Origin of the sequence: Stenotrophomonas sp. HITSZ_GD, from assembly GCF_029543105.1 — a bacterium.
Classification (GTDB): domain Bacteria; phylum Pseudomonadota; class Gammaproteobacteria; order Xanthomonadales; family Xanthomonadaceae; genus Stenotrophomonas_A.
In genome coordinates, this window is the sequence record NZ_JARQXB010000013.1 from 16,403 (window position 1) to 42,209 (window position 25,807).

The 25,807-nt window shown below is 70.3% G+C and carries 26 protein-coding genes; 14 read left to right on the plus strand and 12 right to left on the minus strand.

The features are described 5' to 3' along the window. Positions 1 to 6: 6 nt before the first annotated feature. Positions 7 to 2,487, minus strand: coding sequence for an FtsX-like permease family protein (locus P6166_RS13220; RefSeq protein WP_277764926.1), 2,481 nt, complete (start codon positions 2,485 to 2,487; stop codon positions 7 to 9). Continuing rightward, positions 2,484 to 3,140, minus strand: a complete 657-nt coding sequence (locus P6166_RS13225) for an ATP-binding cassette domain-containing protein (RefSeq protein WP_277764999.1) — start codon at positions 3,138 to 3,140, stop codon at positions 2,484 to 2,486. Before P6166_RS13225 ends, P6166_RS13220 begins: the two co-directional genes overlap by 4 nt. Positions 3,141 to 3,201: 61 nt before the next feature. Here P6166_RS13225 and P6166_RS13230 point away from each other — a divergent pair, with 61 nt between their 5' ends. The 3 genes from P6166_RS13230 to P6166_RS13240 all read left to right on the plus strand — a co-directional run bounded on the left by P6166_RS13230 (position 3,202) and on the right by P6166_RS13240 (position 6,108). Beyond that, on the plus strand, positions 3,202 to 3,849 hold the full coding sequence (locus P6166_RS13230; protein ID WP_277764927.1) for an arylesterase: 648 nt from the start codon (positions 3,202 to 3,204) through the stop codon (positions 3,847 to 3,849). Between the two features lie 92 nt (positions 3,850 to 3,941). Beyond that, entirely contained in the window at positions 3,942 to 4,655 is a 714-nt protein-coding gene (locus tag P6166_RS13235; protein ID WP_057649405.1) for a response regulator transcription factor, read from the plus strand. A 181-nt stretch (positions 4,656 to 4,836) separates the two neighbouring features. Beyond that, a complete protein-coding gene (locus P6166_RS13240) occupies positions 4,837 to 6,108 on the plus strand; it encodes a HAMP domain-containing sensor histidine kinase (protein ID WP_277764928.1) in 1,272 nt (423 codons plus the stop codon). Between the two features lie 34 nt (positions 6,109 to 6,142). On the opposite strand, the gene P6166_RS13245 is transcribed toward P6166_RS13240, so the two are convergent. Further along, positions 6,143 to 6,841, minus strand: coding sequence for an SGNH/GDSL hydrolase family protein (locus tag P6166_RS13245; RefSeq protein ID WP_277764929.1), 699 nt, complete (start codon positions 6,839 to 6,841; stop codon positions 6,143 to 6,145). Positions 6,842 to 7,029: 188 nt separating this feature from the next. Here P6166_RS13245 and P6166_RS13250 point away from each other — a divergent pair, with 188 nt between their 5' ends. The 8 genes from P6166_RS13250 (at position 7,030) to P6166_RS13285 (ending at position 12,612) form a co-directional block, all read left to right on the plus strand. Further along, positions 7,030 to 7,410 carry a diacylglycerol kinase gene (locus P6166_RS13250; RefSeq protein ID WP_277764930.1) on the plus strand — a complete coding sequence of 127 codons (381 nt, stop codon included), beginning with the start codon at positions 7,030 to 7,032 and terminating at the stop codon, positions 7,408 to 7,410. Between the two features lie 27 nt (positions 7,411 to 7,437). Beyond that, the gene (locus P6166_RS13255) at positions 7,438 to 8,187 is read left to right on the plus strand and encodes a TerC family protein (protein WP_277764931.1); all 750 of its coding nucleotides are present in this window, start codon (positions 7,438 to 7,440) and stop codon (positions 8,185 to 8,187) included. Positions 8,188 to 8,285: 98 nt separating this feature from the next. After that, positions 8,286 to 8,945 (plus strand): LemA family protein, encoded by a 660-nt coding sequence (locus P6166_RS13260; protein ID WP_277764932.1) that lies wholly within the window; start codon positions 8,286 to 8,288, stop codon positions 8,943 to 8,945. Positions 8,946 to 8,961: 16 nt separating this feature from the next. Then, positions 8,962 to 9,882, plus strand: a complete 921-nt coding sequence (locus P6166_RS13265) for a TPM domain-containing protein (RefSeq protein WP_277765000.1) — start codon at positions 8,962 to 8,964, stop codon at positions 9,880 to 9,882. Further along, the gene (locus P6166_RS13270) at positions 9,882 to 10,373 is read left to right on the plus strand and encodes a TPM domain-containing protein (RefSeq protein WP_277764933.1); all 492 of its coding nucleotides are present in this window, start codon (positions 9,882 to 9,884) and stop codon (positions 10,371 to 10,373) included. The genes P6166_RS13265 and P6166_RS13270 overlap by 1 nt, the downstream gene beginning before the upstream one ends. A gap of 46 nt (positions 10,374 to 10,419) precedes the next feature. Continuing rightward, positions 10,420 to 11,304 carry a prolipoprotein diacylglyceryl transferase gene (gene lgt, locus P6166_RS13275; protein WP_277764934.1) on the plus strand — a complete coding sequence of 295 codons (885 nt, stop codon included), beginning with the start codon at positions 10,420 to 10,422 and terminating at the stop codon, positions 11,302 to 11,304. After that, a complete protein-coding gene (locus P6166_RS13280) occupies positions 11,301 to 12,095 on the plus strand; it encodes a thymidylate synthase (protein ID WP_277764935.1) in 795 nt (264 codons plus the stop codon). The genes lgt and P6166_RS13280 overlap by 4 nt, the downstream gene beginning before the upstream one ends. A 1-nt stretch (position 12,096) precedes the next feature. Further along, a complete protein-coding gene (locus P6166_RS13285; RefSeq protein WP_277764936.1) occupies positions 12,097 to 12,612 on the plus strand; it encodes a dihydrofolate reductase in 516 nt (171 codons plus the stop codon). Positions 12,613 to 12,836: 224 nt separating this feature from the next. Here P6166_RS13285 and P6166_RS13290 read toward each other — a convergent pair whose 3' ends face one another. From P6166_RS13290 to P6166_RS13330, 9 genes are all read right to left on the minus strand, one after another. Next, complete coding sequence (locus P6166_RS13290; RefSeq protein WP_277764937.1) at positions 12,837 to 13,805, minus strand: symmetrical bis(5'-nucleosyl)-tetraphosphatase; 969 nt, start codon at positions 13,803 to 13,805, stop codon at positions 12,837 to 12,839. Between the two features lie 10 nt (positions 13,806 to 13,815). Beyond that, positions 13,816 to 14,199 (minus strand): Co2+/Mg2+ efflux protein ApaG, encoded by a 384-nt coding sequence (gene apaG, locus P6166_RS13295; protein ID WP_277764938.1) that lies wholly within the window; start codon positions 14,197 to 14,199, stop codon positions 13,816 to 13,818. 34 nt (positions 14,200 to 14,233) lie between these two features. Next, positions 14,234 to 15,046, minus strand: coding sequence for a 16S rRNA (adenine(1518)-N(6)/adenine(1519)-N(6))-dimethyltransferase RsmA (rsmA, locus tag P6166_RS13300; protein ID WP_277764939.1), 813 nt, complete (start codon positions 15,044 to 15,046; stop codon positions 14,234 to 14,236). Positions 15,047 to 15,101: 55 nt separating this feature from the next. After that, on the minus strand, positions 15,102 to 16,091 hold the full coding sequence (gene pdxA / locus P6166_RS13305) for a 4-hydroxythreonine-4-phosphate dehydrogenase PdxA (RefSeq protein WP_277764940.1): 990 nt from the start codon (positions 16,089 to 16,091) through the stop codon (positions 15,102 to 15,104). 3 nt (positions 16,092 to 16,094) lie between these two features. Then, positions 16,095 to 17,477 (minus strand): peptidylprolyl isomerase, encoded by a 1,383-nt coding sequence (locus P6166_RS13310; protein WP_277764941.1) that lies wholly within the window; start codon positions 17,475 to 17,477, stop codon positions 16,095 to 16,097. Then, the gene (gene lptD, locus P6166_RS13315; RefSeq protein ID WP_277764942.1) at positions 17,474 to 19,861 is read right to left on the minus strand and encodes an LPS-assembly protein LptD; all 2,388 of its coding nucleotides are present in this window, start codon (positions 19,859 to 19,861) and stop codon (positions 17,474 to 17,476) included. Before lptD ends, P6166_RS13310 begins: the two co-directional genes overlap by 4 nt. A 128-nt stretch (positions 19,862 to 19,989) precedes the next feature. Beyond that, positions 19,990 to 20,898: a histone deacetylase family protein gene (locus P6166_RS13320; RefSeq protein ID WP_277764943.1), complete on the minus strand. Its 909-nt coding sequence runs from the start codon at positions 20,896 to 20,898 to the stop codon at positions 19,990 to 19,992. A 40-nt stretch (positions 20,899 to 20,938) separates the two neighbouring features. Beyond that, a complete protein-coding gene (locus tag P6166_RS13325; protein ID WP_277764944.1) occupies positions 20,939 to 21,499 on the minus strand; it encodes a cob(I)yrinic acid a,c-diamide adenosyltransferase in 561 nt (186 codons plus the stop codon). Between the two features lie 11 nt (positions 21,500 to 21,510). Continuing rightward, on the minus strand, positions 21,511 to 22,092 hold the full coding sequence (locus tag P6166_RS13330; RefSeq protein WP_277764945.1) for a hypothetical protein: 582 nt from the start codon (positions 22,090 to 22,092) through the stop codon (positions 21,511 to 21,513). Positions 22,093 to 22,194: 102 nt separating this feature from the next. Between P6166_RS13330 and ubiH the strand changes: the two genes are divergently transcribed. The 3 genes from ubiH to P6166_RS13345 are packed head-to-tail and all read left to right on the plus strand — an operon-like array spanning position 22,195 to position 25,744. Continuing rightward, positions 22,195 to 23,403 carry a 2-octaprenyl-6-methoxyphenyl hydroxylase gene (gene ubiH, locus P6166_RS13335; RefSeq protein WP_277764946.1) on the plus strand — a complete coding sequence of 403 codons (1,209 nt, stop codon included), beginning with the start codon at positions 22,195 to 22,197 and terminating at the stop codon, positions 23,401 to 23,403. After that, positions 23,400 to 24,587 (plus strand): UbiH/UbiF family hydroxylase, encoded by a 1,188-nt coding sequence (locus P6166_RS13340; RefSeq protein ID WP_277764947.1) that lies wholly within the window; start codon positions 23,400 to 23,402, stop codon positions 24,585 to 24,587. Before ubiH ends, P6166_RS13340 begins: the two co-directional genes overlap by 4 nt. A gap of 47 nt (positions 24,588 to 24,634) precedes the next feature. Next, positions 24,635 to 25,744 carry a Gfo/Idh/MocA family oxidoreductase gene (locus P6166_RS13345; protein ID WP_277764948.1) on the plus strand — a complete coding sequence of 370 codons (1,110 nt, stop codon included), beginning with the start codon at positions 24,635 to 24,637 and terminating at the stop codon, positions 25,742 to 25,744. Positions 25,745 to 25,807: the final 63 nt, after the last annotated feature.

Consider the following 25,807-nt stretch of genomic DNA (forward strand, 5'->3'; position numbering starts at 1 on the left):
CCGCCTTCATTCCTCGCGCAGGGCCAGCGCCGGGGGCACGCGCAATACCCGGCGCGTACCCCACCAGCCGGCCAGCATGCTGAGCGCGGTGCCGATCAGCCCGCCCAGCCACAGCGCCGGCCACGGCGCCGGCAGCGAGAGTTCGAACACCTGCCGCGCCACCAGCGTGCCGATCGCCGCGGCTGCGCCGACCGCCAGGATCGACGCGCTCAGGCCGAGCGCGCCGAACTCCACCAGCACCGCGCCCCGCAGTTGGGCGCGCCGCGCGCCCAGCGTGCGCAGCACGGCGCTGTCGTAGCGGCGCTCGCCGGCGGTGGACTGCAGTGCCGCCAGCAGCACCAGCAGGCCGGCCATCAGGCTGAAGCCCATCACCAACTGCACTGCTTGGCCCACCCGCGCCATCACTTCGCGCACCCGCGAGAGGATCGCGTCGATGTCCAGCAGCGAGAGGTTGGGGAGATCCCGCGTCATCGCGCCCAGTTCGCTGGCGCGCGCATGCGGCAGGTGGAAGCTGGAGATCAGGTTGTACGGCGCATCGCCCACCGCGCCCTCGTTGAGCAGCAGGAAGAAGTTCACCCGGAACGAATCCCACTCGGCCTTGCGCAGGCTGGTGACGGTGAAGCTGCGTTGCTGCTCGCCCATCAGCAGGGTGAGGCGGTCGCCGAGCTTGACGCCATAGCGTTGTGCCCAGCCTTCCTCCACCGAGGCTTCCGCGGCGCGGCTGCCGGGTGCCCAGAAGCGGCCGGCGACGAGCGTGTTGGCTGGCGGGAAGGTGTGCCGCCAGGAAAAGTTCACCGGGCGATTGCCGTCGTCGTTGTCGTCCGCTTCGCGGTCCAGGCGCTGCGGGGCACGGTCGTTGATCGACACCAGCCGGCCGGTACCGAACGGTTCCACCTCCGGCGCGGCGACGCCCAGCGCTTTCAGCTTGGAGAGCACCGCGCCGGCCTGGTCGGGCTGGATGTTCATCAGGAAGTAGTTGGGCGTGTCGGCCGGCAGGCGCGCCTGCCACTGGTTGAGCAGGCCCGGGCCGACGACCGCCAGCAACAGCAGCGCGCACAGCGACAACGACAGGCCCACCAGTTGCAACACGCTCAGCGCGCGGCGCCGCGCCAGCGACGCCAGCCCCAGCCGCCATGCCCCGTGCAGGCGATGCTGCAGCCGGCGCAAGAGCCACAGCAGCCCGAGCCCCGCCAGCCCGGCCAGGGTGGCCAGCGCGGCCAGGCCGCCGAGCACCCAGCCCGCGAGGCGGGCATCGCCGGTGGCCTGCACCGTGAGCGCGAGCGTGGCGACCAGCGCGGCGGCGTACGCCAGCACCGAAACCGGTGGCGTCGCGGCGAAGCTGCGGTTGAGCACGCGCATCGGCGGGATGCCGCGCAGGCGCAGCAACGGCGGCAAGGCGAAACCGAGCAGAAGCAGCAGGCCGATGCCGGCGCCGGCCAGCGCGGGCATGGCCTGCGGCAAGGGCAGGCGGTCGGGCACCAGGCTGCCCAGCAGTTCGACCAGCCCCGCCTGCACCGCCATGCCCAGCGCCACGCCGATCACGCATGCCGGCACGGCGGTGAACAGCAACTGCAATGCGAAAGTGGCCAGGATGTCGTTCTGCCGCGCGCCCAGGCAGCGCAACACGGCGACCTGGTCGATGCGCCGCACCGCGAAGCGGTTGGCCGCCAGCGCGGTGGCCACGCCGGAAAGCAGCACGGCCAGCAGCGCCGACAGCGAGAGGAAGCGGCCGGCACGATCGAACGCGCTGCGCAACCCGCGCTGGGTGTCCTCGATGCCGAGCAGGCGCCAGTCGCCGGCGCGCGGCTTGAGCCATTCGCGGAAGCGCGCGATCTCGTCCGCCTCGCCGGCGAACATCAGCCGGTACGAGGCCCGGCTGCCGGGGCCGAGCAGGCCGGCGCCATCGACATCGGCGCGGTTGACCATCAGTGGCGGCGCCAGCTGCAGCAACTCGCCCGACGCATCGGGCTCGGCCGCCAGCACCGCGGCGATGCGCACATGGCCGGCACCGAATTCGAGATCGTCGCCCACGCGCAGGCCGAGGGCGTCGAGCAGGCGCGCATCGGCATAGGCCTGGCCGGGCGGCGGCGGTTCGGCCACGTGGGCGGTGTTGCCCGGCGTGTCGCCGCTGATCTCCAGCGTGCCGCGCAGCGGATAGCCCGCCTCGACCGCGCTGATCCCGGCCATCTGGCTGGCCTCGCCATGGAACAGCACGCTCGGGAAGCTGACCATGCGCGTATGCCGCAGCCCGCGCCGCGCGGCTTCTTCATCGAAGCTGCGCGGGATGTCCTGGCGGCCGCTCAGCCCCAGGTCCCCGCCGAGCACTTCGGCCGCGCTGCTGGTCAGCGCCAGCGTGACCCGGTTGACCAGCGTGCCGACGGCGGTCATCACCGCCACGCCGAGCACGAGCGCGGCGAACACGGTCAGCAGGTCACCGGCGAGGAATTCGCGCCGCGTCGCGCGCGCGGCCTGTCGCCAGGGACTCATGCGGCCACGCTGTCCTGGCGCTGCAGGCGCCCTTCGTCGATGCGGTAGACGTGCTGGCAGCGCTGCGCCAGGTGCATGTCGTGCGTCACCAGCACCAGCGTGGTGCCGCTGCCGGCGTTGAGTGCGAAGAGCAGGTCGCTGATCTGCCGGCCGGTGGCGTGGTCCAGGCTGCCGGTGGGCTCGTCGGCGAACAGGATGCGCGGCCGGGCCACGAACGCGCGTGCCAGCGCCACGCGCTGCTGCTCGCCGCCGGAGAGCTGGCGCGGGTAGTGGCGCGCGCGGGCGGACAGGCCGACCGCCTGCAGCACTTCGCGCACGCGCGCGGGATCCTCGCGGCCGGCCAGTTCCAGCGGCAGCGCGACGTTTTCCTCGGCGGTGAGCGAAGGCAGCAGGTGGAAGCTCTGGAACACGAAGCCGACCTCGCGCGCGCGCAGCGCCGCGCGCGCCTCCTCGTCCAACGCGTCCAGCGCCTGGCCTGCCAGCACGATCGAGCCGCGGCTGGGCAGGTCCAACCCGGCGAGCAGGCCGAGCAGGGTGGTCTTGCCGGAACCGGACGCGCCGACGATCGCCACGCTGTCGCCGGCGGCCACGCTCAGCGCGACGTCGTCGAGGATGTGCAGCGTGCCTTCGGGGCCGCTGACGGATTTGCCCACGCCGCGCGCGTCGATCACGGTAGGCTGGGAGGCAGTCAGACTGTCGATGAGGAATTCTCCGATGCGTGGAAACCCGGTGTTGCGCGGATGGGGCTGGGGCTGGCTGCTCGCATGCTGGCTGCTCCTGCCGGGGCTTGCGTATGCCAAAGGTACGGCCGGCCCGATCCTGGTGGTCGGCGACAGCCTGAGCGCGGCCCACAACATCCCGGTGCAGTCGGGCTGGGTGAGCCTGCTCGAGCAGCGCCTCAAGCAACAGATGAAGGCGCCTCCCGCCGTGATCAATGCCAGCATCAGCGGCGAGACCACCTCCGGCGCGCTGACCCGCCTGCCGGGCCTGCTGCAGAAGCATCGCCCGGGCGTGCTGGTGATCGAGCTGGGTGGCAACGATGCGCTGCGCGGGCTCACCCCGGCCCAGCTGCAGGCCAACCTGGAGAAGATGATCGTGCTCGGCCAGGGCGCCGGCGCGAAGGTGCTGCTGCTGGGCATCGACGTGCCGCCCAACTACGGGCCCGCCTACCGCCAACGCCTGAAGCAGGTCTATGCCGACCTGGCCAAGCGCCACGGCGTGGGCCTGGTCCCGTTCCTGCTGGAAGGCGTCGCGCTGGACCCGAAACTGATGCAGGCCGATGGCTTGCATCCCACCGCCGCCGGCCAGCCGAAGGTGTTGGAGAACGTCTGGCCGGCCCTGAAGCCCTTGCTAAGCAATTGATCTGAAAGGGTGAAAAGTTCCGGATTTGCCTTCACGCCGCATCCACCCTCGATCGGGCATGTTTCACAAAGCTGAAGACCCGAGGAACCTCCATGCGTCAGACCAAGGAAACGTCCGGCCTCGTGCTGGTCGTCGAAGACAACCGCAATATCTCCGAGATGATTGGCGAATACCTGGAAGGCCGTGGCTTCGAGGTCGACTACGCCTGCGACGGCCTGGATGGTTATCGCCTGGCCGCCGAGAACAGCTATGACGTCGTGGTGCTCGACCTGATGCTGCCGCGCCTGGATGGCATCGAAGTGTGTCGCCGCCTGCGCAACGACGCGCGCAAGTCCACGCCGGTGCTGATGCTCACCGCGCGCGACACGCTCGACGACAAGCTCACCGGCCTGGGTTTCGGCGCCGACGACTACCTCACCAAGCCTTTCGCGATCCAGGAACTGGAAGCGCGCCTGCGTGCGCTGATCCGCCGCGAGCGCCGCCAGGTCGGCTCGGAAGTGCTCAAGGTCGCCGACCTGGTGCTCGATCCGGTCAGCATGCGCGCCACCCGCGCCGGCACCGAGCTGCAGCTCTCGCCGATCGGCCTGCGCCTGCTGACCATCCTGATGCGCGAATCGCCGCGCGTGGTCACCCGCCAGGAAATCGAGCGCGAGATCTGGGGCAACGGCCTGCCGGACTCGGACACCCTGCGCAGCCATCTGTACAACCTGCGCAAGATCATCGACAAGCCGTTCGACCGTCCGCTGCTGCACACCGTGCAGAGCGCCGGTTACCGCATCGCCGATATCGCCCAGCCGATGGGCTGATGCCATACCCGTCGCCGGCCGCCGCGAGGTGGCCGGCGACAGCGCATCCGGCGCACCCGCGCCGGATGCGCGAGTTCTTTCCACCGAGGGTCGCCGCATGCGTGTTTCCCGCATGCACGCGCGGCTGACAACGGGATCACGCGTGCGGTAGCCATATCCGCCGCGCACCCAGGAAGCCGCAATGCCGCACGGCCTACCGCGAAAAATCCGGCTCGCTTTCATCTTGCAGACCGTACTCGCCAGCCTCGCCATCGTGATGGGCGGCTACCTGGTCTCGCTGGTGATCAAGCACGGGCTGGTGCGCTCGGTGCTGCAGGATGAAGCCGGACACTACTGGCAGCTGTACGAGGCCTCGGCCGCGCAGCCACCGCCCAACACCGCCAACATCCGCGGCTACCTGGTGCCCGCGGGACGTTCGAGCCTGTCGCTGCCGCAGAACCTGCGCCCGCTGGCGCCGGGCTACCACGAGTTGGCCGAGGACAACGAGCTCGTGCTGGTGGACCAGCGCGAAGGCGGCCGCCTGTACCTGGTGTTCATGCGCTCGCAGGCCGAGCGCATGGCGTTCTGGTTCGGCATCGTGCCGGTGTTGCTGGTGCTGCTGGCGATCTACGCGGTCTCCTGGCTCACCTACCGATCCTCCAAGCGGCTGGTGTCGCCGATCAACTGGCTGGCCCGGCGCGTGGCGCGCTGGGATCCGCGCAACCCGGACGTCGAGGAGCTGGCGCCGGCGCGCCTGCCGCCGGACCTGCAAGGCGAAACCCGCCAGCTGGCCTCCGCGTTGCACTCGTTGGGCGTGCGCGTGCGCGACCATGTCGCCCGCGAACGCAATTTCACCCGCGATGCCAGCCATGAGTTGCGCACGCCGTTGACGGTGATCCGCGTGGCCAGCGACATGGCCTCCGCCGATCCGGACCTGCCGCCCCGGCTGGAACGCAGCTTGCGGCGCATCCAGCGCGCCGGGCGCGACATGGAAGCGGTGATCGATGCGTTTCTGATCCTCGCCCGCGAGGCGGAGATCGAGCCGCAGAGCGAAGCGTTCGATGCCTTCGAACTGGTGGAGGAAGAGGTGCAGAGCGCGCGCGAGTTGGTGGGCGCGCGGCCGGTGGCGCTGCACATCACCCGCACCGCCGACCTGCAGTTGTACGCCCCGCCGCGCGTGCTGCGCGTGGTGCTCAGCAACCTGCTGCGCAACGCCTGCGCCTATACCGACCAGGGCAGCGTGGAGGTGGAGATCGGCGGCGACCGCATTACCGTGCGCGACACCGGCATCGGCATGAGTGCCGAGGCGGCCGCGCGCGCGTTCGAGCCTTTCTACCGCGCCGACCCGACCCGCCCGCAGGGCACCGGCCTGGGCCTGTCGATCGTGCGCCGGCTGTGCGACCGCTTCGGCTGGCGCACTGAACTGGTCACCGAGCCCGGAGTGGGGACCACAGTCTCGGTGATCTTCATCTGACCTCGGCGGCGCGGTGCGCGCGCCGCCGCGGGGTTCAGCGGGCCAGTTCCGGCGCGACCACCTCGCGCCAGATGGCATAGCCGGCCGGCTTCATGTGCAGCATGTCCTCGCGGAACAGCTCTGGGCGCGGCTGGCCATCGGCCCCGAGCATCGGCGTGTAGATGTCCAGGAAGTCCACGTCCTTCAAGCGCTGGCTGGCCTGGCGGATCAAGCGGTTGGCCTCGGCGATCTGCGGCATCAGCTGCGCGCGCGACGGGCTGGGCTTGATCGAGATGTAGGCGATGCGGGTCTTGGGCAGGTCGCGGCGCACGCGGGCGACGAAGGCGAGGAAGTCGTCGCGCACCTGCTGCGGCGTGCGCCCGGCGTTGAGGTCGTTGTCGCCGGCGTAGAACACCACCAGGCGCGGCGCGTAGGGAATGACGATGCGGTCGGCATACCAAGTGCTGTCGCGCACCTCCGAACCGCCGAAGCCGCGGTTGATCACCGGCTGGCCGGGGAAGTCTGTGGCCAGCGAATCCCAGAAACGGATCGACGAGCTGCCCACGAACAGCACCGCGCCCTTCGGCGGCGGCTGCTGCGCGTCCAGCGCCTGGAAGCGGGCGATGTCGCCTTCCCAGTCCGGGTTGGAGACCTGCTCGGGAATGCGCGGGGCGGGCGCGGGGGCGCGGGCCTGGACCAGCGGGGCGGCCAGAAGGAGCAACAGCGCACAGGTGCGCAGCAAGCGTGCGGTCACGGAATGTCCTCGAATTTCAGTGAGCCGACACCTTAACCCGATGGGCCGTGACGGCCCAGCCGACGTTTTTCCCACCAGCCGGCCCCGGCGCTTATGGCAAAATCCATACTTTCCCTTGTTCCTTCTGGCTTCCATGGGCATTTGCCTGGTGTATCCCCGGTCGCGCCGCGTGCGCGGGCAGCGCTGAGATGGCAGACACCTCCGGGCATCTGCCGCGCGGGCCGGCGCGCATCTTCAAGGCCGCGGTGTGGTCCATGCAGGGCCTGCGCGCGGCGTGGCTGCACGAGTCCTCGTTCCGGCTGGAGGTCTACCTGTCGGTGGTGCTGGTGCCGCTGGCGCTGTGGCTCGGGCAGGGCGCCATCGAGCGCGCGCTGATGATCGGCTCGCTGCTGCTGGTGCTGGCGATGGAACTGGCCAACTCGGCGATCGAGGCGGTGATCGAGCGCTACGGCGCCGAGCACCACGAGCTGGCTGGGCGCGCCAAGGACATGGGCTCGGCGGCGGTGTTCGTGCTGATGCTCAACGTGCTGGTGTGCTGGGGCCTGATCCTCGGCCCGCGCCTGTTCTGATTCCCTTCCGTTTCCCCAGGGCTTCCCATGTCGTTTGAATTCCTTGCCGATCCCAATACCTGGATCACCCTCTTCACGCTGAGCGCGCTGGAGATCGTGCTGGGCATCGACAACCTGGTGTTCATCTCCATCGCGGTGAGCAAGCTGCCCGAAGCGCAGCGGCCGGCCGCGCGCCGCTTCGGCATCGCGGTGGCCTGCCTGACCCGCATCGCGCTGCTGGTGTCGCTGGCGTTCCTGGCGCGCATGCAGAGCGAGCTGTTCGTGGTGGGCGGCATGGGCATCTCGGTGCGCGACCTGGTGCTGATCCTCGGCGGCGTGTTCCTGCTGGTGAAGGGCGTGATGGAAATCCGCGAGCTGATCTCCGGCGGCGAGGACCACGATCCCACCACCCACAAGGCGTCGGGCGTGTTCTGGATGGTGATCGCCCAGATCGCGGTGATCGACATCGTGTTCTCGCTGGATTCGGTGATCACCGCCGTCGGCATGGCCCAGCACATCCCGGTGATGATCGCCGCGATCCTGGTGGCCGTGGCGCTGATGCTGCTGGCCGCCAACCCGCTGGGCCGTTTCATCGACGCCAACCCGACGGTGAAGATGCTGGCGCTGGCCTTCATCCTGATGATCGGCGTGGTGCTGGTCCTGGACGGCCTGGACGTGCACGTGCCCAAGCCCTACATCTACGCCGCGATGGGTTTCTCGGTGCTGGTGGAGTGGCTGAACCTGCTGATGCGCCGCCGCGCCGCCGCCCACGAGGTGCCCGGCGCCGGCAAGTGGTGAGCGCCGGTCCGGCACGGCCACCCCGTGCCGGACGGTGAATGCGCTTTAACCCCGGCCGTGGCAAGCTGGCCTCCCACCTATCCGGCCGGAGTCGTGCCATGTCGCTGTTGCGTTCCCTGTTGCTGATCGTACTTGCCGCGACGTTGTCCGGCTGTGGCTACAACGCCATCCAGCAGAAGGACGAGCAGGTCAAGGCGGGCTGGTCGGAGGTGCTGAACCAGTACCAGCGCCGTGCCGACCTCATCCCCAACCTGGTCAATACGGTGAAGGGGTACGCGCAGCAGGAAGAGCGCGTGCTGACCGAGGTGACCAACGCGCGCTCGCGCGTGGGCCAGATCCAGGTCAACGCCGACGACCCGAATTCGCTCAAGCAGTTCCAGCAGGCGCAGGGCGAGCTGGGCAGCGCGCTGAGCCGCCTGATGGTGGTGAGCGAGGCGTACCCGCAGCTGCAGTCCAACCAGAATTTCCGCGACCTGCAGGCGCAGTTGGAAGGCACCGAGAACCGCATCACCGTGGCGCGCGGCCGCTACATCCAGATGGTGCAGGACTACAACACCTTCATCCGTTCGTTCCCGCAGGTGATCACCGCCAAGATCTTCGGCTACAAGCAAAAGCCGAACTTCACGGTGGAGAACGAAGCGCAGATCGCGCGCCCGCCGTCGGTGGATTTCGGCACCGCGCCGGCGAACACGCCCGCGCAGCCGCAGCCGCAGCCGCAGCCGCAGCAGAACCCGCCGCCGCCGCAGCCGGGCCAGTGAGCCGACGCCGATGCGGATGATCGCGCGGGCGTGGCGCGGTGTGCTGGTGGCCGGCTGGCTGGCGCTGGCCGCGCTGCCCGCGTGGGCGCAGGACCTGGCGGCGATCCCGCCGCTCGACTCGCCGGTGGTGGACACCACCGGCACGCTCGATGCCGCCCAGCGCGACCAGCTGGTGCAGCAGGCCCTGGCCCTGCAGCAACGCAAGGGCAGCCAGTTGCAGGTGCTGATCGTGCCGACCACGCAGCCGGAGGACATCGCGCCCTACACCCAGCGGGTGTATGACCAGTGGAAGCTGGGGCGCAAGGGCGTAGACGACGGTGTGCTGCTGGTGGTCGCCAAGGACGACCGCCGCGTGCGCATCCAGCCCGGTTACGGCCTGGAAGGCGCCATTCCCGACGCGATCGCCAACCGCATCATCCAGGAGTACATGGTGCCGCGCTTTCGGGCGGGCGATTACGCTGGCGGCATCAGCGAAGCCAGCGGCATGTTGGTCAAGCTGATCGACGGCGAACCGCTGCCCGAGCCCGTGGCCGACAACCCCGCCGGCCATGGCCAACGTTCCGGCGGTGGCTGGCTGGTGGCGCTGGTGGTGGGTTTCGTCGCCGCCAGCATCGCGCGGGGCGTGTTCGCCGCCGCGCCGCGGCCCATCCGTGCCGTGCTGACCGGCGTGGCTGCCGGCGGCGCCGCGCTGCTGCTCACTTCGCTGTTCTTCGCCAGCGGCCTGGCCGGCCTGATCGGCCTGCTGCTCGGCCTCAGCTCCGGCACCCCGGGGCGCTTCGTGCGCCAGGGCGGGTGGGGTGGCTGGGGCGGCGGCGGCTTCGGCGGCGGGGGCTTCGGGGGAGGCGGTGGCTTTGGTGGCGGCGGTGGTTTCGGTGGTGGCGGCTGGGGCGGTGGCGGCGGTTCTTCCGGAGGCGGTGGCGCCTCGGGGAGCTGGTGATGCGCTGGCTCCGCCATCTGTTCGCCCCCTCGGCACGCCGGTTGTTTCCGCCGGCGTCGCTGGACGCCATCACCCGCGCGATCGCCGAGGGCGAGACCCGGCACGCCGGGCAGGTGATGTTCGCCGTCGAGGCCGACCTGGGCCTGGGGGCCCTGTGGGCGGGCGTGACGGCGCGCCAGCGTGCCGAGGCGGCCTTCGCCCAGCTGCGCACCTGGGATACCCACGCCAACAACGGCGTGCTGGTGTACCTGCTGCTGGCCGACCATGCCATCGAGGTCGTCGCCGATCGCGGCCTGCATGAGCGGGTTTCCCCCGCGCAGTGGCAGGAAGTGTGCCGGCGCATGCAGGCGCTGCTGCAGGCCGGCGAGCCCGAGCGCGCGGTGATCGGTGCCATCGAGGCGGTGTCGGCGCTGATCGCCGCGCATTACCCGGCCGTGGCGGGGCAGCCCAACACCGACGAACTGCCGAACCGCCCGCAGGTCCTCGGCTAGACCCGGGCGGTGGCAGAATAGCGGCTCGTTCCAGACGGGCCGCACCGTGATCTATCTCCACCACATCGACCCCATCGCCTTCTCGCTCGGCCCGGTGCAGGTGCACTGGTATGGGTTGATGTACCTGCTGGCCTTCTTCACTGCCTGGTCGCTGGGCCGGGTGCGCATCCGCGCCGGCCGCCTGCCCGGCGTGGACATGAACGGCTTTTCCGACCTGCTGTTTTACGCGATGCTCGGCGTGGTGATCGGCGGGCGCGTGGGCTACATGCTGTTCTACGCCTTCGGCGATTTCATCGCCAACCCGCTGCTGCTGTTCAAGGTGTGGGAAGGCGGCATGAGCTTCCACGGCGGCCTGCTCGGCGTGCTGGCCGGCAGCTTGTGGTGGGTGCGCCGCCAGCGGCTGCACTTCTTCGACGTCATGGACTTCATCGCCCCGCTGGTGCCGCTCGGCCTGGGCTTTGGCCGGCTGGGCAACTACATCGGCGGCGAATTGTGGGGCAAGTACACCGGCAGCGACTGGGGCGTCATCTTCCCGCGCGCCGAGGCCGCGCTGCAGAACCTGCCGTGGGAGCAGGTGCAGGCCCAGTACGCCAGCGGCGCGCTCAACGCGCTCGCGCGCCACCCCTCGCAGCTGTACGAAGCGTTCCTGGAAGGCGTGGTGATGTTCGCCGTGCTGTGGCTGTACTCGGCCAAGCCGCGCGCGCGCTATGCGGTGTCGGGCCTGTTCGCGCTGCTGTACGGCGTGTTCCGTTTCCTGATCGAGTTCGTGCGCATGCCCGACAACGGCCTGTACGTCGCCTTCGGCTGGCTGACCCGCGGCCAGATCCTCAGCCTGCCGTTGATCGCGCTAGGCCTGTGGCTGCTGTGGCTATCGCGCCGCGCCCCGGTGCTGCAGCCGGCCCCAGTAGTGGCCACGGAGAAGACCGCATGAGGCAGTACCTGGACCTATTGCGGCACGTGCTGGAGCACGGCGCGGAGAAAGCCGACCGTACCGGCACGGGCACGCGCAGCGTGTTTGGCTGGCAGATGCGCTTCGACCTCAACGAAGGCTTCCCGCTGGTCACCACCAAGAAGCTGCACCTGCGCTCGATCATCCACGAGCTGCTGTGGTTCCTGCAGGGCGACACCAACGTCGCCTACCTGAAGGAGCACAAGGTCAGCATTTGGGACGAGTGGGCCGACGAGCACGGCGAGCTCGGCCCGGTGTATGGCAAGCAATGGCGCCGCTGGCCGGACGGGAAGGGCGGCCACATCGACCAGATGCAATGGTTGGTGGAGGAGATCAAGCGCAACCCGGACTCGCGCCGGCTGGTGATCAGCGCCTGGAACGTGGCCGAGCTGCCGCAGATGGCGCTGATGCCGTGCCACAGCCTGTTCCAGTTCTATGTCGTGGACGGCAAGCTCAGCTGCCAGCTCTACCAGCGCAGCGGCGACATTTTCCTCGGCGTGCCGTTCAACATCGCCAGCTACGCCCTGCTGACCCACATGGTCGCGCAGGCTACTGGACTGGGCGTGGGCGATTTCGTGCACACGCTGGGCGATGCCCACCTGTATTCGAACCACTACGAACAGGCGCGCGAGCAGCTCACGCGCAGCCCGCGCCCGCTGCCGAAGTTGCGTCTCAACCCGGAAGTGACGGATCTGTTCGGTTTCCGCTACGAGGACATCGCCATCGAGGACTACGACCCGCACCCGGCGATCAAGGCGCCGGTGGCGGTCTGACATGGCGACCGCCGGACCGCGCATCAGCCTGGTGGCCGCACTCGACCGCCGCCACGCCATCGGCCGCGACAACGCCCTGGCCTGGCACCTGCCGGACGACCTGAAGCACTTCAAGGCCCTTACCCTCGGCAAGCCCGTGCTGATGGGCCGGCGCACCGCCGAATCGCTGGGCCGCCCGCTCCCGGGCCGCGCGAACCTGGTGATGACGCGAAAGGGCAGCGCCCCGTTCGACGGCATGCGCCCGGTCGCCACCATCGAACAGGCGCTGGCCGTGACCGCCGAACTCGAAGCGGGCGAGCTGTGCATCATCGGAGGCGGTGAGATCTACCGCGAATGGCTGCCCCTGGCCGACGTGCTGCAACTCACCGAAGTGGACACCGAGATCGAGCGCGCGGACGCTTGGTTCCCCGAATGGGACAGGCGCCAGTGGCATGAAGTGCAGCGCACACCGCATCCAGCGGACGACCGCCACGCCTTCGCATTCGACTTCGTCGAATACCAGCGCAAGGGCACCTGACCCGAACGCAGGGCAGAACAGCGCGCGTTGGCCGTTCGACCAGCCGCGTTGACCCATCGGGTGACCGGGGCGCAGGCCTGATCGGGACCGTAGGCGACATGGATGTCGCCTACGAGCCTCCATGGATGGATTCACGGCGTGTCCCGATCAGGCCTGCGCCCCGGTCGCCGCGCGGCAAGCATGGAGCGAAGGGGCATTACCGATACCCCCGCAAACAGCGAGCCTCACTCCTGCTCAGCACCCGGCTCGGAAGACCCCGCAGCCTGCGGTTTCTGCCCGCCTTGGCCTGACGGCCGCCCACCGCGTCGATGCGGATTCTGCCGTTGCCCCTCGCGCGGCGGCCGCGGCGCGCGCGGAATCGGCGGCGGCCCTTCCACCTCGCGCCCCGGCACCTGCACCACCCGCAGCTCCTCGGTATCCAGCTGCAGCGCGGTCAGCTTCCCGCCCCACACCGCACCCGTATCGATCGCATGCACGCCCTGGGTGATGGTCAGCCCCAGCGTGGACCAATGGCCGCACACCACCTTCAGGTCGCGCTCCACCCGGCCCGGCACTTCGAACCACGGGTACAGCCCCTGCGCCTGCGTCCCCGGCGTGCCTTTCTCTTCGTTGGCGATGCGCCCGCGCGGCGTGCAATACCGCATGCGCGTCAGCAGGTTGATGATCGCCCGGCTGCGGTCGTGGCCGCTCAAGCCCGGCGACCAGCTCGGCCGGTCGCCGTACATGTTGCGCAGCAGCTTGCGGTATGCACCGCCTTGCAACTGCTGCTCGACCTCGCGCGCATGCTTCTCGGCCAGCTGTGTCGTCCACTTCGGCGCCAGGCCCGCGTGCACCATCAACCAGCCCAGCTCGCGGTCCGTGTGCAACAGCTTCTGCATGCGCAGCCAGTCCAGCAGCACGTCGCGGTCCTCGGCCTGCACCACCCGCAGCAGGTCCGGGTTGACCTTGCGCTGCTCCTCCTCGCTGCGCGCACCCACCGCCAGCAACGACAGATCATGGTTGCCCAGTACCACCACGCTCTGCTCGCGCAGCGAATGCACCAGGCGCAGCGTCTCCAGCGACTGACCGCCGCGGTTGACCAGGTCGCCGCAGAACCACAGCCGGTCCACCGCCGGGTCGAAGCGGATCTTCTCCAGCAACCGCTGGGTCACGTCGTAGCAGCCCTGCAGGTCGCCGATCGCCCATACGCTCATGCCCGGCCCCTCAGTGCAGCGTCCGGGGCGTCGCCAGCACGAAGGCGGCGATCGGCGCGGTGAAGGGGGTGCCATCGTCGGCCACCAGCTCGTAGTGGCCTTGCATCCGGCCGTCCTCGGTATCGATCAGCACGGCCGAGGTGTAGCGGAAATCCTCGCCCGGCCGCAGCCACGGCTGTTCGCCCACCACGCCTTCGCCATGCACGTGCTCGATGCGCCCGTTGCCGTGGTCGATTTCCCAATGCCGCTTGAGCAGCCGCGCGCCGATGTCGCCGGTGTTGAGGATGCGGATGTCGTAGGCGAACGCGTAGCGCCCGCGCTCGGCCGCGCTCGGATCGTCGACGAAACGCGGCCTCACCTCGACCTGAACCTGGTAGCGCGGCTGGGTGGACATGGGCCCAGTGTATGCAAAGCGCATCTGCGTCACGTCAATCCACCACCACGTTGGCCAGGCGGATGAAATCGGCCACTTCCAGCTGCTCGGCGCGCGCCTCCGGGCGCACCCCGGCGGCCTCGAAGTGGCGTGCGTCGCACACGCCGTTCAGTGCATTGCGCAGCGTCTTGCGGCGCTGCCCGAACGCGGCGCGCACCACGTCGGCAAAGCGCCGGCGGTCGTCGATGCCCACCTGCGACGCCGGCCGCGGCACCAGCCGTGCCACCGCCGAGTCGACCTTCGGCGGCGGCCGGAACGCGCCCGGCGGCACCACGAACAGCGAGGTCACCTCGCACCAGGCCTGCAGCATCACGCTCAGCCGGCCATACACCTTGCTGCCCGGCGCGGCGGCCATGCGGTCGACCACCTCCTTCTGCAGCATGAAGTGCATGTCCGCGATGGCCGCGGCGTGGTCCAGCGCATGGAACAGGATGGGCGAGGAGATGTTGTAGGGCAGGTTGCCGACCAGGCGGATCGGCGTGCCGGCGGCCAGTTCGGTGAAGTCCACCGACAGCACGTCGCGGTGGATGATGGTCAGCGCGCCGACCGGCGCGGCGGCCTCGGTGAGCGGGGCGATCAGGTCGCGGTCGAACTCGATCACCGTCAGCTCGCCGTGGCGGCGCAGCAGCGGCAAGGTGATGGCGCCCTGGCCGGGGCCGATCTCGACCAGGCGCTGGCCCGGTTTCGGGTCCACGGCCTGGACGATGCGGTCGATATAGTGGCGGTCGGCCAGGAAGTGCTGGCCCAGCGACTTCTTCGCCGGGGCACCGAAGCCGGTGGCCGGCGCGGGGGGAAGCGAACGGTTCATCGGGAAATTCTAGAGGGTAAGGCGTGCCTTGCGCCGGAATTCCGCCGCGATGGCCTCACGCGCCGCGTGCGCGCCGGCGTGCGGCACCCAGCCGCGCGCACAGCGCGGTGGCCGCCTGCAGGCTGGAAGGGTTGGCGATGCCGCGGCCGGCCAGGTCCAGCGCCGTGCCGTGGTCCACCGCCACGCGCGGGTAGGGCAGGCCCAGGGTGATGTTCACCGCCTGCTCGAAACCGCTGTACTTGAGCACCGGCAGGCCCTGGTCGTGGTACATCGCTACCACCGCGTCGAAGCCGCGCAGTTTCTGCGGCAGGAAGGCGGTATCGGCCGGCAGCGGGCCGATCAGGTCCATGCCCCGCGCGCGCAGCGCATCCAGCGCCGGGATCATCACGTCCAGCTCTTCGCGGCCGAGATGGCCGTCCTCGCCGGCGTGCGGGTTCAAGCCGAGCACGGCGATGCGCGGCGCCGCCAGGCCGAAGTCGCGCCGCAGGGCCTGCCAGGTGATCTCCAGGCAGCGGACCAGCGCCGGGCCGGTGATCGCATCGGCCACCGCGCGCAGCGGCAGGTGGGTGGTCACCAGGGCCACGCGCACGATGTCGTTGGCCAGCATCATCACCACCTCGGTGCCGGCCTGCGTGGCCAGCAGCTCGGTGGTGCCGGTGTAGGCGATGCCGCCTTCGTTGATCACCGCCTTGTGGACGGGCCCGGTAACGATGCCGTCCAGCGCACCGGCCAGGCAGGCGGCCGCGCCCTGGTGCAGGGCGGCGATCACGGCGGCGGCGTTAGCCGGGTCGGTCTGGCCGGGCCGGGCGGCACGCGCCAGCGGCACGGGCTGCACGGGCAGGTCGCCGGGGCGTTCGGCCAGGGCGTCGGGCGGAAGCGCGCGGAACGGCAGGCCCAGCGCCACGGCGGCCTGGGCGAGCGTCTGCGGATCGCAGAAGGCGAGCAGCCGGCAATCGGTGCGCGGCTGCTGCACGAGCCGGACGCATAGCTCCGGCCCGATGCCCGCCGGCTCGCCCGGTACCAGCGCGAGGGCGGGAAGGGTCATGGCTCAGTTGCCGGGCGCGGGCGCCGGGGTCGGCGCGGCGGGCGTCGGCTGCGCGCTGGCGTTGTCGTCGGCGCGGTCGCCGGTGCGGAAGCTCACGTAGGCTTCGCCGCGCATTTCCTGCAGGAAGCGGTTGTACTCGTCTTCCAGCTTGCGGCGGCCGATGGTCTCGCGGACCTGGGCGCGCTGGTTCTCGTTGCCCACGTCGGTCTCGCGGCGACCCACGAGCTGCACCACGTGCCAGCCGGCCTCGGTGCGGAAGGGCTGCGAGAGGCCGCCGTCATTGAGCGAGGTCACCTGGCGGCCGAAGTCCGGGCCGAAGGCATCGGCCGGGAACCAGCCCAGGTCGCCGCCCTGGCCACGGCTGTTGGCGTCCTCGGAGGACTCCTTGGCCACGGCCTGGAAGTCGGCGCCGCCTTCGATGCGGGCGCGCAGGGTGTCGATCTTGGCCTTGGCGGCCGCATCGCTCTGGTTCTCGTTGACGCGCACCAGGATATGGCGGGCGTGGTACTCGGTGGCCATCTGCGGGGCGGCGTTGCCACTGCCGCTGCGCACCTCGACCAGCTTCAGCAGCTGGAAGCCGCTGGGGCCGCGCAGCGGGCCGACCACCTGGCCGGGCTGCATGTCCTTGATGAGCTGGGCAAACGCATTGGGAATCTCGTCGGCCGCGCGCCAGCCCAGGTCGCCGCCTTCCAGCGCGTTGGGGCTGTCGGAGTAGCGCACCGCGGCGGCGGAGAAATCCAGCTCGCCCTTGTCGATCAGGCTCTTGACGCCGTCGATCTTCTGCTGGCCCGTGGCGATCTGCTCGGCCGTGGCGCCTTCCGGCAGGCCCACCAGGATGTGGGCCAGGTGGTACTGGGTGCTGCTGCCGTTGTTCTGCTGGGCCATGGCCGCGTCGACCTCGCCCTCGCTGACCGAGATGCGGCTCTGGGCGAAGCTCTGGCGCAGGCGCTGGACGGTGATTTCCTCGCGCACCGAACGGCGGAAGTCGCCGTAGGTCAGGCCATCGGCCGCCAGCTTCTGGCGCAGGCCGTCGACGGTGGTGCCGTTCTGCTGGGCGATGCTGGCGATGGCGCGGTTCAACTCGTCGTCGCTGACCTTGATGCCGCTGCCCTCGGCGCGCGACACCTGCAGCTTGACCAGGACCAGGCGCTCGAGCACCTGGCGCTGCAGCACGTCGGCCGGCGGCAGCTGGTTCTCGCGGCCGTTGTACTGGGCGCGCACGTTGGCCACGGCGCGGTCCAGCTCGCTCTGCAGGATCACGTCCTCATCGACGATGGCGGCGATGCGGTCCAGCGGCTGGGAGGCGGCCTGCGCGGCGGCGGGAGACGGAAGGGCACTGGCCACGACCAGCAGCGAAGCGAGGAAAGCAGGAATGAGTCTGGTCATGGAATCTGGTTCGGATCGTAATCGTCCGGATTGGTCGTGGTGTTGCTGGGCGGGACCAGATACAGGTCGTCGCGGTAATAACCGAGAATAGCACGGCGCAAAGTGCGCTCCGTGTCCTGGCCTGCCGAGCCCAGCCCCTTGAGCACGAACTCCAGCTGGAAGGCGTTGTTCATGTCGCCCTCGCGGTTGCGCACGTAGCGCCGCACCAGCGCCCGGACCGCCAGGCAGCAGCTGTCCCACTGCACGCCGCCGATGATTTCCAGCGGCTTGCGGTCCAGCAGCGAGTAGTAGTACCGGCCGACCACGCTCCAGGTGGGGTTGATCGGGTACAGGAACGAGAAGTCGGCCTGCTTGAGCTGGTCGGTGTTGTCGGTGGTGTTGCGGCGGTAGCGGTAGGACAGGTTGACGATGCCGTCGTTGCCCAGCAGGTAGCGGGTACGGAAGCTCGCCAGGTCCTCCTGGCGGTAGTTCGGGTTCCACTGGTAGGTCGCGCCCAGCGTCCAGCGGTCGTTGATCATGTAGTTCACGTCGGTCACCCAGGCCGACTTGCCTTGCTCCACCGGCGGCTCGCTGCTGTTGAGCGTGACGCGCGAATCCTCGAAGTAGAGGATCTGGCCCAGGCTGACCGAGAGCTTCTCGCGGCCGTCGGACTGGCGCAGCAGGCGGCTGGTGACCGCCACGGTCAGCTGGTTGGCGTCGTTCTGGCGGTCCGCGCCGGTGTAGCGGCTGTCGCGGAACAGCTGGCCCCAGCTGAAGGTGAAGGCGCGGGTGTCGAACAGCGGCAGGTTGTCCTGGTCCCGGTACGGGGTGTACAGGTAGTACAGCCGCGGCTCGAGGGTGTTGAGGTAGGACGTATCGCCGATCTTGACGTCGCGGTCGAAGAACAGGCCCGCGTCCAGGCTGGCGATCGGCAGGCCGCGGGTGGGGCTGCGGTCGCCATCGCCGCCGGTGGCGCGCAGCTGCTCGGCCAGCTCGCGGTCCAGCTGGTAGGCGGTGTAGCGGTAGGCCAGGGTCGGGGTGACATACCAAGCCGCGCCGGCCAGGGGCATCGACACGTAGGGCTTGAGGTCCAGGCGCGAGCCGCCGGCCTGCTCGATCACCTGGCCGGTGCGCTGGTACTCGCCGTCGGCATCGACGAACTTGGGGTGGATGTCGTCGTGGACGAAGCGCACCGCCTCGCTGTAGATGCCCACGTCGAACAAGCCGAACGGCCGGTCCCAGTTGAAGTAGGCGCGCGGCTGGCGGTTGTAGGGCAGCGAGGCCTCGGTGAGCGTGTAATCGGTGAGCTGCCAGTAGTCGGCCATCAGGCCGGCGGTCCAGTACTGGCCAGTGCCGTAGATGCCGATCACGCTCTGCAGGTTGGAGACGCTCACGCCGTTGAGGCGGCTGGAGAAGTCCTCGGTATAGCGCTCGTCGCTCACCCAGGCCAGGCTGGCGCGCGCCTGCCAGTTCGCATCGACGTTGTGGTAGCCCACGTACTCGACGCGGCCGCGGTCCTTGTCCCGCAGCTTGTCGTTGGGCAGGTAGGCCGTGCGCAGCTCGCCGCGACCGCCCTCGTAGAGGTAGCGGAACTCGTTGTCCAGCATGAAGCCGCGCTTGCTCATGTAGCGCGGGTAGAGCGTGTCGTCGTAGTTCGGCGCCAGGTTGAGGTAGATCGGCTGGGTGTAGTCGAAGCCGTTGCGGCCGGAAATGGCCAGCTGCGGGTACAGCAGGCCGGTCTGGCGGCGGTCGTCGATCGGGAACTTGAACCACGGCATGTACAGCACCGGCACCTTGCCGATCTGCAGCACGGCGTTGCGCGCGGTGCCGAAGCCTTCCTCGTTGTCGACGTCGATCTCCGGCGCGCGCACCCGCCACACCGGCTGCGAGGGGTCGCAGGTGGTGTAGGTGGAGTGGTGCATCTGCCCGACCGAACCTTGCAGGTCCACCGACTGCGCGCCGCCATTGCCGCGGCGGTCCACCAACTGGTAGCGGATGTTGGTGACCTTGTGGGTGTCGGTCTCCTGGTTGCCCTCGGCCCGGTCGGCGATCATGCGGAAGGAGGAGTCCTGGTAACGCACGTCGCCCTCGGCGACGTAGTTGCCCGACTCGGTGTCCATCCGCAGCGAGTCCGCGTGCAGGAACTGGTCGCCCCGCTTGAGCGTCACGTTGCCCTGGTATTCCGGCAGGGTGGTGGTGCCGGAAAGCTGGTCACCCTCCACGTTGGTGGGCAGCTGTTGCCGGTTGGCCGCGGCGGCCTTGTCGGCCGGCGGGGCGCCATCGAAGCCCGGCAGCGGCTCCACGGCCGGGCACAGGTCCCAGTTCAATGGCTTTTCGTCGGCCATCGCCGGCAGGCAGATGGCGATGCTCAAGGGCAGGGGTAGCAGGCGAAGAGCTCGGCGCACGCGGGGGGAATCGACGTGGAAAACGGCCGCTAGCTTGCCCCATAGGCTGCATGGGGGCAATGAAGGCCGGGACCGGGGTGCCGGCCGGATTCATCGGCGGTCAGGTTGGTGCCTGCCCGCGGGGTGCCTCAGCGCAGGGCCTCGACGTGCGCCACGCTGCTTTCGCGCAGGGCCTGCAGGTCGTAGCCGCCTTCCAGCATGGACACCACCCGGCCGCGCGCGTGGCGCACCGCGAGCTTGCGCAGCTCGGCGGTGAGCCAGCCGAAATCCTCGGCCTCCAGCATGAGGTCGGCCTGCGGGTCGCGCATGTGCGCGTCGAAGCCGGCGGAGATCAGCAGCAGCTGCGGGCGGAACGCATCGAGCATCGGCAGCATCTGGTCGGCCCAGGTGTTGCGGAAGCGGAAGCCGCCGCTGCCCGGCGGCAGCAGGGCGTTGTGGATGTTGCCCACGCCGCGCTCGTACACGCTGCCCGAGTGCGGGTAGATGCCCGATTCGTGGGTGCTCAGGTATTGCACCGCCGGGTCGCGCTCGAAGATCGCCTGGGTGCCGTTGCCGTGGTGGACGTCGAAATCGACGATCGCCACGCGCTCCAGCCCGTGCTTGTCGCGGGCATGGGCGGCGGCCACCGCCACGTTGTTGAAGAGGCAGAAGCCCATCGCGGTCTGCGCGGTGGCGTGGTGGCCGGGCGGGCGCACCGCGCAGAAGGCCGTGTCGGCCTGGCCGGCCATCACCGCGTCCACCGCCGCGATGCCCGCGCCGGCCGCGCGCAGCGCCGCCGCCGGCGAGCCGGGCGACATCACGGTGTCCACGTCGAGCATGCGGTGGCCCTGGATCGGCTGTTCGAGGACCGCGTCGATCAGCTCGCGCTCGTGCACCCGGCACAGGTCGCCCAGCTTGGCCTGCGGCGCCTCGCGCCATTCCAGGTCGGGGAAATGCGCGCGCAGCGCCGATACCACCGCCTCCAGGCGGGCGGGCGATTCGGGATGGTCCGGGCCGGGGTCATGGCCCAGGCAGGCGGGATGGGTGAAGACCAGCATGGCCCACTCTAGCCCGTCGGGGGGCCGCGGCGCGGGCGCATCAGGCCTGGCGACGATGCTGGGGCTGCCACAGCACCTCGCCTTCGCCGGCGGCGCGGGCCAGCACGCGGGCCAGCACGAACAGCAGGTCCGAGAGCCGGTTGAGGTAGCCGATGGCCTCCGCGCGCACCGCTTCCTGTCGCGACAGCGCCACCGCGGCGCGTTCGGCGCGGCGCACGATGGTGCGGGCCACGTGGCAGCGCGCGGCGGCCTCGCCCCCGGCCGGCAGGATGAATTCCTTCAACGGCGGCAAGGTGTCGTTCCAGGCATCCAGGCGCTCCTCCAGCCAGGCCACGTCCTGGGCGGTGATCGCCGCGTGGCCGGGAATGCAGAGTTCGCCGCCGAGGTCGAACAGCTGGTGCTGGATCGCGGTCAGCAAGGCGACCGCATCGCCCGGCAGGCCGGGGGCGGCGAGCAGCAGGCCGATGGCCGAGTTGGCCTCGTCCACCGTGCCGTAGGCCTCCACCCGCGGCGCGTCCTTGCCGATGCGCGAGCCATCGCCCAGGCCCGTGCTGCCGTCATCGCCGGTGCGGGTGTAGATCTTCGAGAGCCGGTGCCCCATGCGGGCGTCCTTCAGTGCGCCGCCGCGCGCGGCGCGGCGCGGCGTGCGGCGGCCCGCGCGCCGGCATGGACCAGCAAGGCGGCCGCGACATAGGCGCAGGTCGTGCGCAGATAGGGTGCGAACCAGTCGCTATAGTTCTTCAGCCAGCCGGCGACGCTCGGCTCGGCCACGCTGCGGCTGGACCAGTAGAACGCGCCCTGCGCGATCAGGTGGCACAGCGCCACCGAGACCACCAGCACCGCGGCGCCGCGCGCCAGCGTCATCCACGTCGTGCGCTGGGGCAGGCCGCGCAGCCACGCGCCGCCGGTCCACAACGCCAGGTAAGCCGGCACCAGCGCGACGTAGCCCGGCGAGACGCAGTAGTGCTGCCAGAACGCCAGCCCCTGCGCGGAGATCACCAGCCAGTCGATCACCACCGCCAACGCCATCAGCAGCGGGAACGCCCAGCGCGTCCACGCGCGCAGGTACAGGCCGCCCAGGAAGAACACCGCCCACGACGCATCCGGCACCGGTGCGAAATGGTTGATGCGGGTGGCGGTCATGAGCAGCGCGAGCAGGAGCAGGACGAAGGCGCGCTGGCTGCGGTCGTTCATGGGGTTTCCAGGAGAGTAAAGAGGGCCTTGGCGATTCTAAGGCCTCACCGCCCGCACCGGCATGGGTCGCCGGGGCCCCATGGCGGGCACTATCATGCGGGCATGACCCAGATACATGACGTCGTGATCGTCGGCGGCGGCCTGGTCGGCGCCAGCCTGGCGATCGCCCTGGACCGCCTCGGCCTGGACGTGGGCCTGGTGGAAGCCACCGCGCCGGGCACGTTGCCGGCGGTGTTCGACCAGCGCAACCTCAGCTTCGCCGCCGCCACCGTCAACGCGCTGACCGCGCTGGGCGTGATGGCGCAGCTGCGCCAGCCGGGCGGCCCGATCCGGCGCATCCATGTCAGCCGGCAAGGCGATTTCGGCCGCGTGGTGCTCGAGGCCGCCGACTATGGCCGCGACAGCTTCGGCCAGGTGGTGGTCGCGCGCGATTTCGGCGAGGCGCTGGAGCAGCGGCTGGGCCAGGCCACCGGGCTCACGCGCTATCGCCCGGCGCGCTTCATCGGCACCGGTGCGGTGCACGAAGGCCTGCGGCCGGCGCGCATCGCCACCGCCGAGGGCGAGATCGAAGTGCGCGCGCGCCTGCTGGTGGGCGCCGACGGCACCCGCAGCGCGGTGCGCGAATTGCTGCACATCGGCACCGACGAGCACGATTTCCTGCAGACGCTGTTCGTTGCGCGGGTGCGCGCGCAGCGTGCGCCGGACGGCACCGCCTACGAACGCCTGCGCGATACCGGCCCGACCGCCCTGCTGCCGCGTGGCGACCGCCACTACGGCGTGGTGCATGGCGTTGCGCGCCACGAGGCCGAGGCGGTGGCCGCGCTGGACGAAGCGGCCTGGCTCGCGCGCCTGCAGGATGCCGCCGGCTGGCGTGCCGGCCGCCTGTTGTCCAGCGGCGAACGCAGCGCCTATCCCATCGTGCAGGTGCTGGCGCAACAGCTGGTCGCCGAGCGCGTGGTGCTGCTCGGCAACGCCGCCCAGACCGTGCATCCGCTCGGCGCGCAGGGCTTCAACCTGGGCCTGCGCGACGCGCTGACCCTGGCCGAGTTGATCGAGGCCGGCCGGGAGGATGCGGGCGCGGCCGATCTGCTGTCCGCCTACGTCGCGCGCCGGCGTCCGGATCGCGAGCAGACCATCGGTTTCTCCGGCGGACTGGCGCGGCTCACCGCCCAGTCTTCGCCCTTGCTGCGGCCGCTGCGCAGCCTGGGCTTGTTCGCCGCCGCGCGGCATACGCCGTTGCAGTCGATGCTGGTCGGCGGCGCAATGGGGTTCCGCGGCGAAGTGCCGCAGCTGTGCCGGAGCGCATCGTGAATCGCCGCGGGGGCATGGATGTCGCGGTGACCGGCGGTGGCGTGGTCGGCGCGGCGTGCGCGTTGGCGCTGGCCGAGGCCGGGTTGTCGGTGGCGTTGATCGAGGGCCGGCCGCCGCCGCAGTGGCAGGCCGCCCGCCCGGACCTGCGCGTGTACGCCTTCGCGGCCGACAACGCCGCGCTGCTCGATCGTCTCGGCGTGTGGCCGCAGATCCGCGCCGCGCGCGCGCAGCCGTATCGGCGCATGCGCGTGTGGGATGCGGCCGGCGGCGGCGAACTCGCCTTCGATGCCGACGCCTTTGGCCGCGAGCAGCTGGGCTGGATCGTCGAGAACGACCTGCTGGTCGATCGCCTGTGGGCCGCGCTGCCCGGCGCCGGCGTGCAGCTGCATTGCCCGGCGCGATTGACCGCGTTGGAACAGGACGAACGCGGCGTGCGCCTGCGCCTGGACGATGGCACCCGCGTGGACGCCGCGCTGGCGATCGCCGCCGACGGCGCCGAGTCCACCCTGCGCACGCTCGCCGGCATGCCGGTGACGCGCCAGGATTACGGCCAGCGCGGGCTGGTCGCCTACGTGCACACGCGCCACCCGCACGAGGACACCGCCTGGCAACGCTTCCTGGTCACCGGCCCGCTCGCGTTCCTGCCGTTCACCGAGGGCCGCAGCTCCATCGTGTGGACGTTGCCCGACGCCGAGGCCGCGCGCCTGCTGGAGACCGACGAGGCCGCGTTCGAGCGCGAGCTGGCCACCGCGTTCGCCGGCCGGCTCGGCGAGGTGCGCCTGGCCTCGCCGCGGGCGGCGTTCCCGCTGCGCCGGCAACTGGTCGGCCAATACGTGGCCGGCCGCGTGCTGGCCCTGGGCGATGCCGCGCACGTGGTGCATCCGCTGGCGGGGCAGGGCGTGAACCTGGGCTTGCGCGACGTGGCCGCCCTGCAGGCGATGGTGCTGGACGCGCGCCAGCGCCGCGCCGATTTCGCCGCCCCGCACCGCCTGCAGCGCTGGGCGCGCACGCGACGCAGCGAGAACACCGTGGCGGCCTACAGTTTCGATGCGATCAACCAGGTGTTTTCCAACGACCAGATGCACCTGACCCTGGCCCGTGGTCTCGCCCTGGGGGCGGCCGGGCGGCTGCCGCCGCTGGTGGACCTGCTGTGGCGGCGCGCCGCCGGCATCGGGCCCGGTTGATCGACCCTTTCCCGCGGCCACCGGCCGTGCTCACCCCGGAGGACGTGATGAGCAGTAACGCGTGGTCCCGCAGGCAGGTACTCAAGGGCGCCCTGGGCGCGATGGCCGCATCGGCGTGGCCGCTGCGCTCGCTGGCCGCGCCACCCCCGCGCAAGCCGCTGGGCGTGGCGCTGGTCGGGCTCGGCGGTTACAGCGAGGGACGGCTGGCGCCGGCGCTGCAGCTGACCAAGCACTGCCGCCTGGCCGGCATCGTCACCGGCACGCCGGCCAAGGCGCAGGCCTGGCAGGCGCGCTACAAGCTGCCCGACCGCAACATCTACGACTACGACAACTTCGCCTCGATCGCCGACAATCCGGACATCGACGTGGTGTACGTCGTGCTGCCCAACAGCCTGCACGGCAAGTTCACCCTCGCCGCGGCCGAGGCCGGCAAGCACGTGTGGTGCGAGAAGCCGATGGCAATGAACGCCGCCGAGGCGCAGCGCATGATCGACGTATGCGCGCGCAACAAGGTCAAGCTGGCGATCGGCTACCGCATGCACCATGAGCCGAACACGCGCCGGATCATGTCCTGGGTGGATGAGAAGCCCTATGGCGCGATCCGCCGCGTGCGCGCGGAGGCCGGCTTCAGCGCCTTCGACGATAACGACAAGGGCAACTGGCGGCTGGACCCGGCGCGCGGCGGCGGGGCGATGTACGACATGGGCGTGTACTCGCTCAATGGCGCGCGCTACGCCACCGGCCTGGAACCTTTGGCGGTGAGCGCGCGGCACGAGACGCGCCGGCCGCAGATCTTCAATGGCGTGGACGAGACCACGCGCTTCACGCTCGATTTCCCCGGCGGCATCGTCGCCGAGTGCGCCACCAGCTTCGGAGAGAACATGAACCAGCTGCGCGTGGACTGCGAGCGCGGCTGGTACGAACTGGCACCGTTCCAGAGCTACGACGGCATCCGCGGCCGCACCAGCGACGGCAAGGTGCTCGATGCCAAGGTGCAACACCAGCAGGCCCTGCAGATGGACGAGGACGCGCTGGCGATCATGCAGGGCACGCCGCTGCGCGCGCCGGGTGAAGAGGGCCTGGCGGACATGCGCGTGATGGATGCGATCTTCGCCTCGGCCAAGGCGGGCGGGAAGAAGGTGACGATCGCCGGCTAGGGCGCGACGAGGAGGCACGCGCCCTTTCCACAGGAACGGCTTGAGCGGTGACCGTGCGCCTAC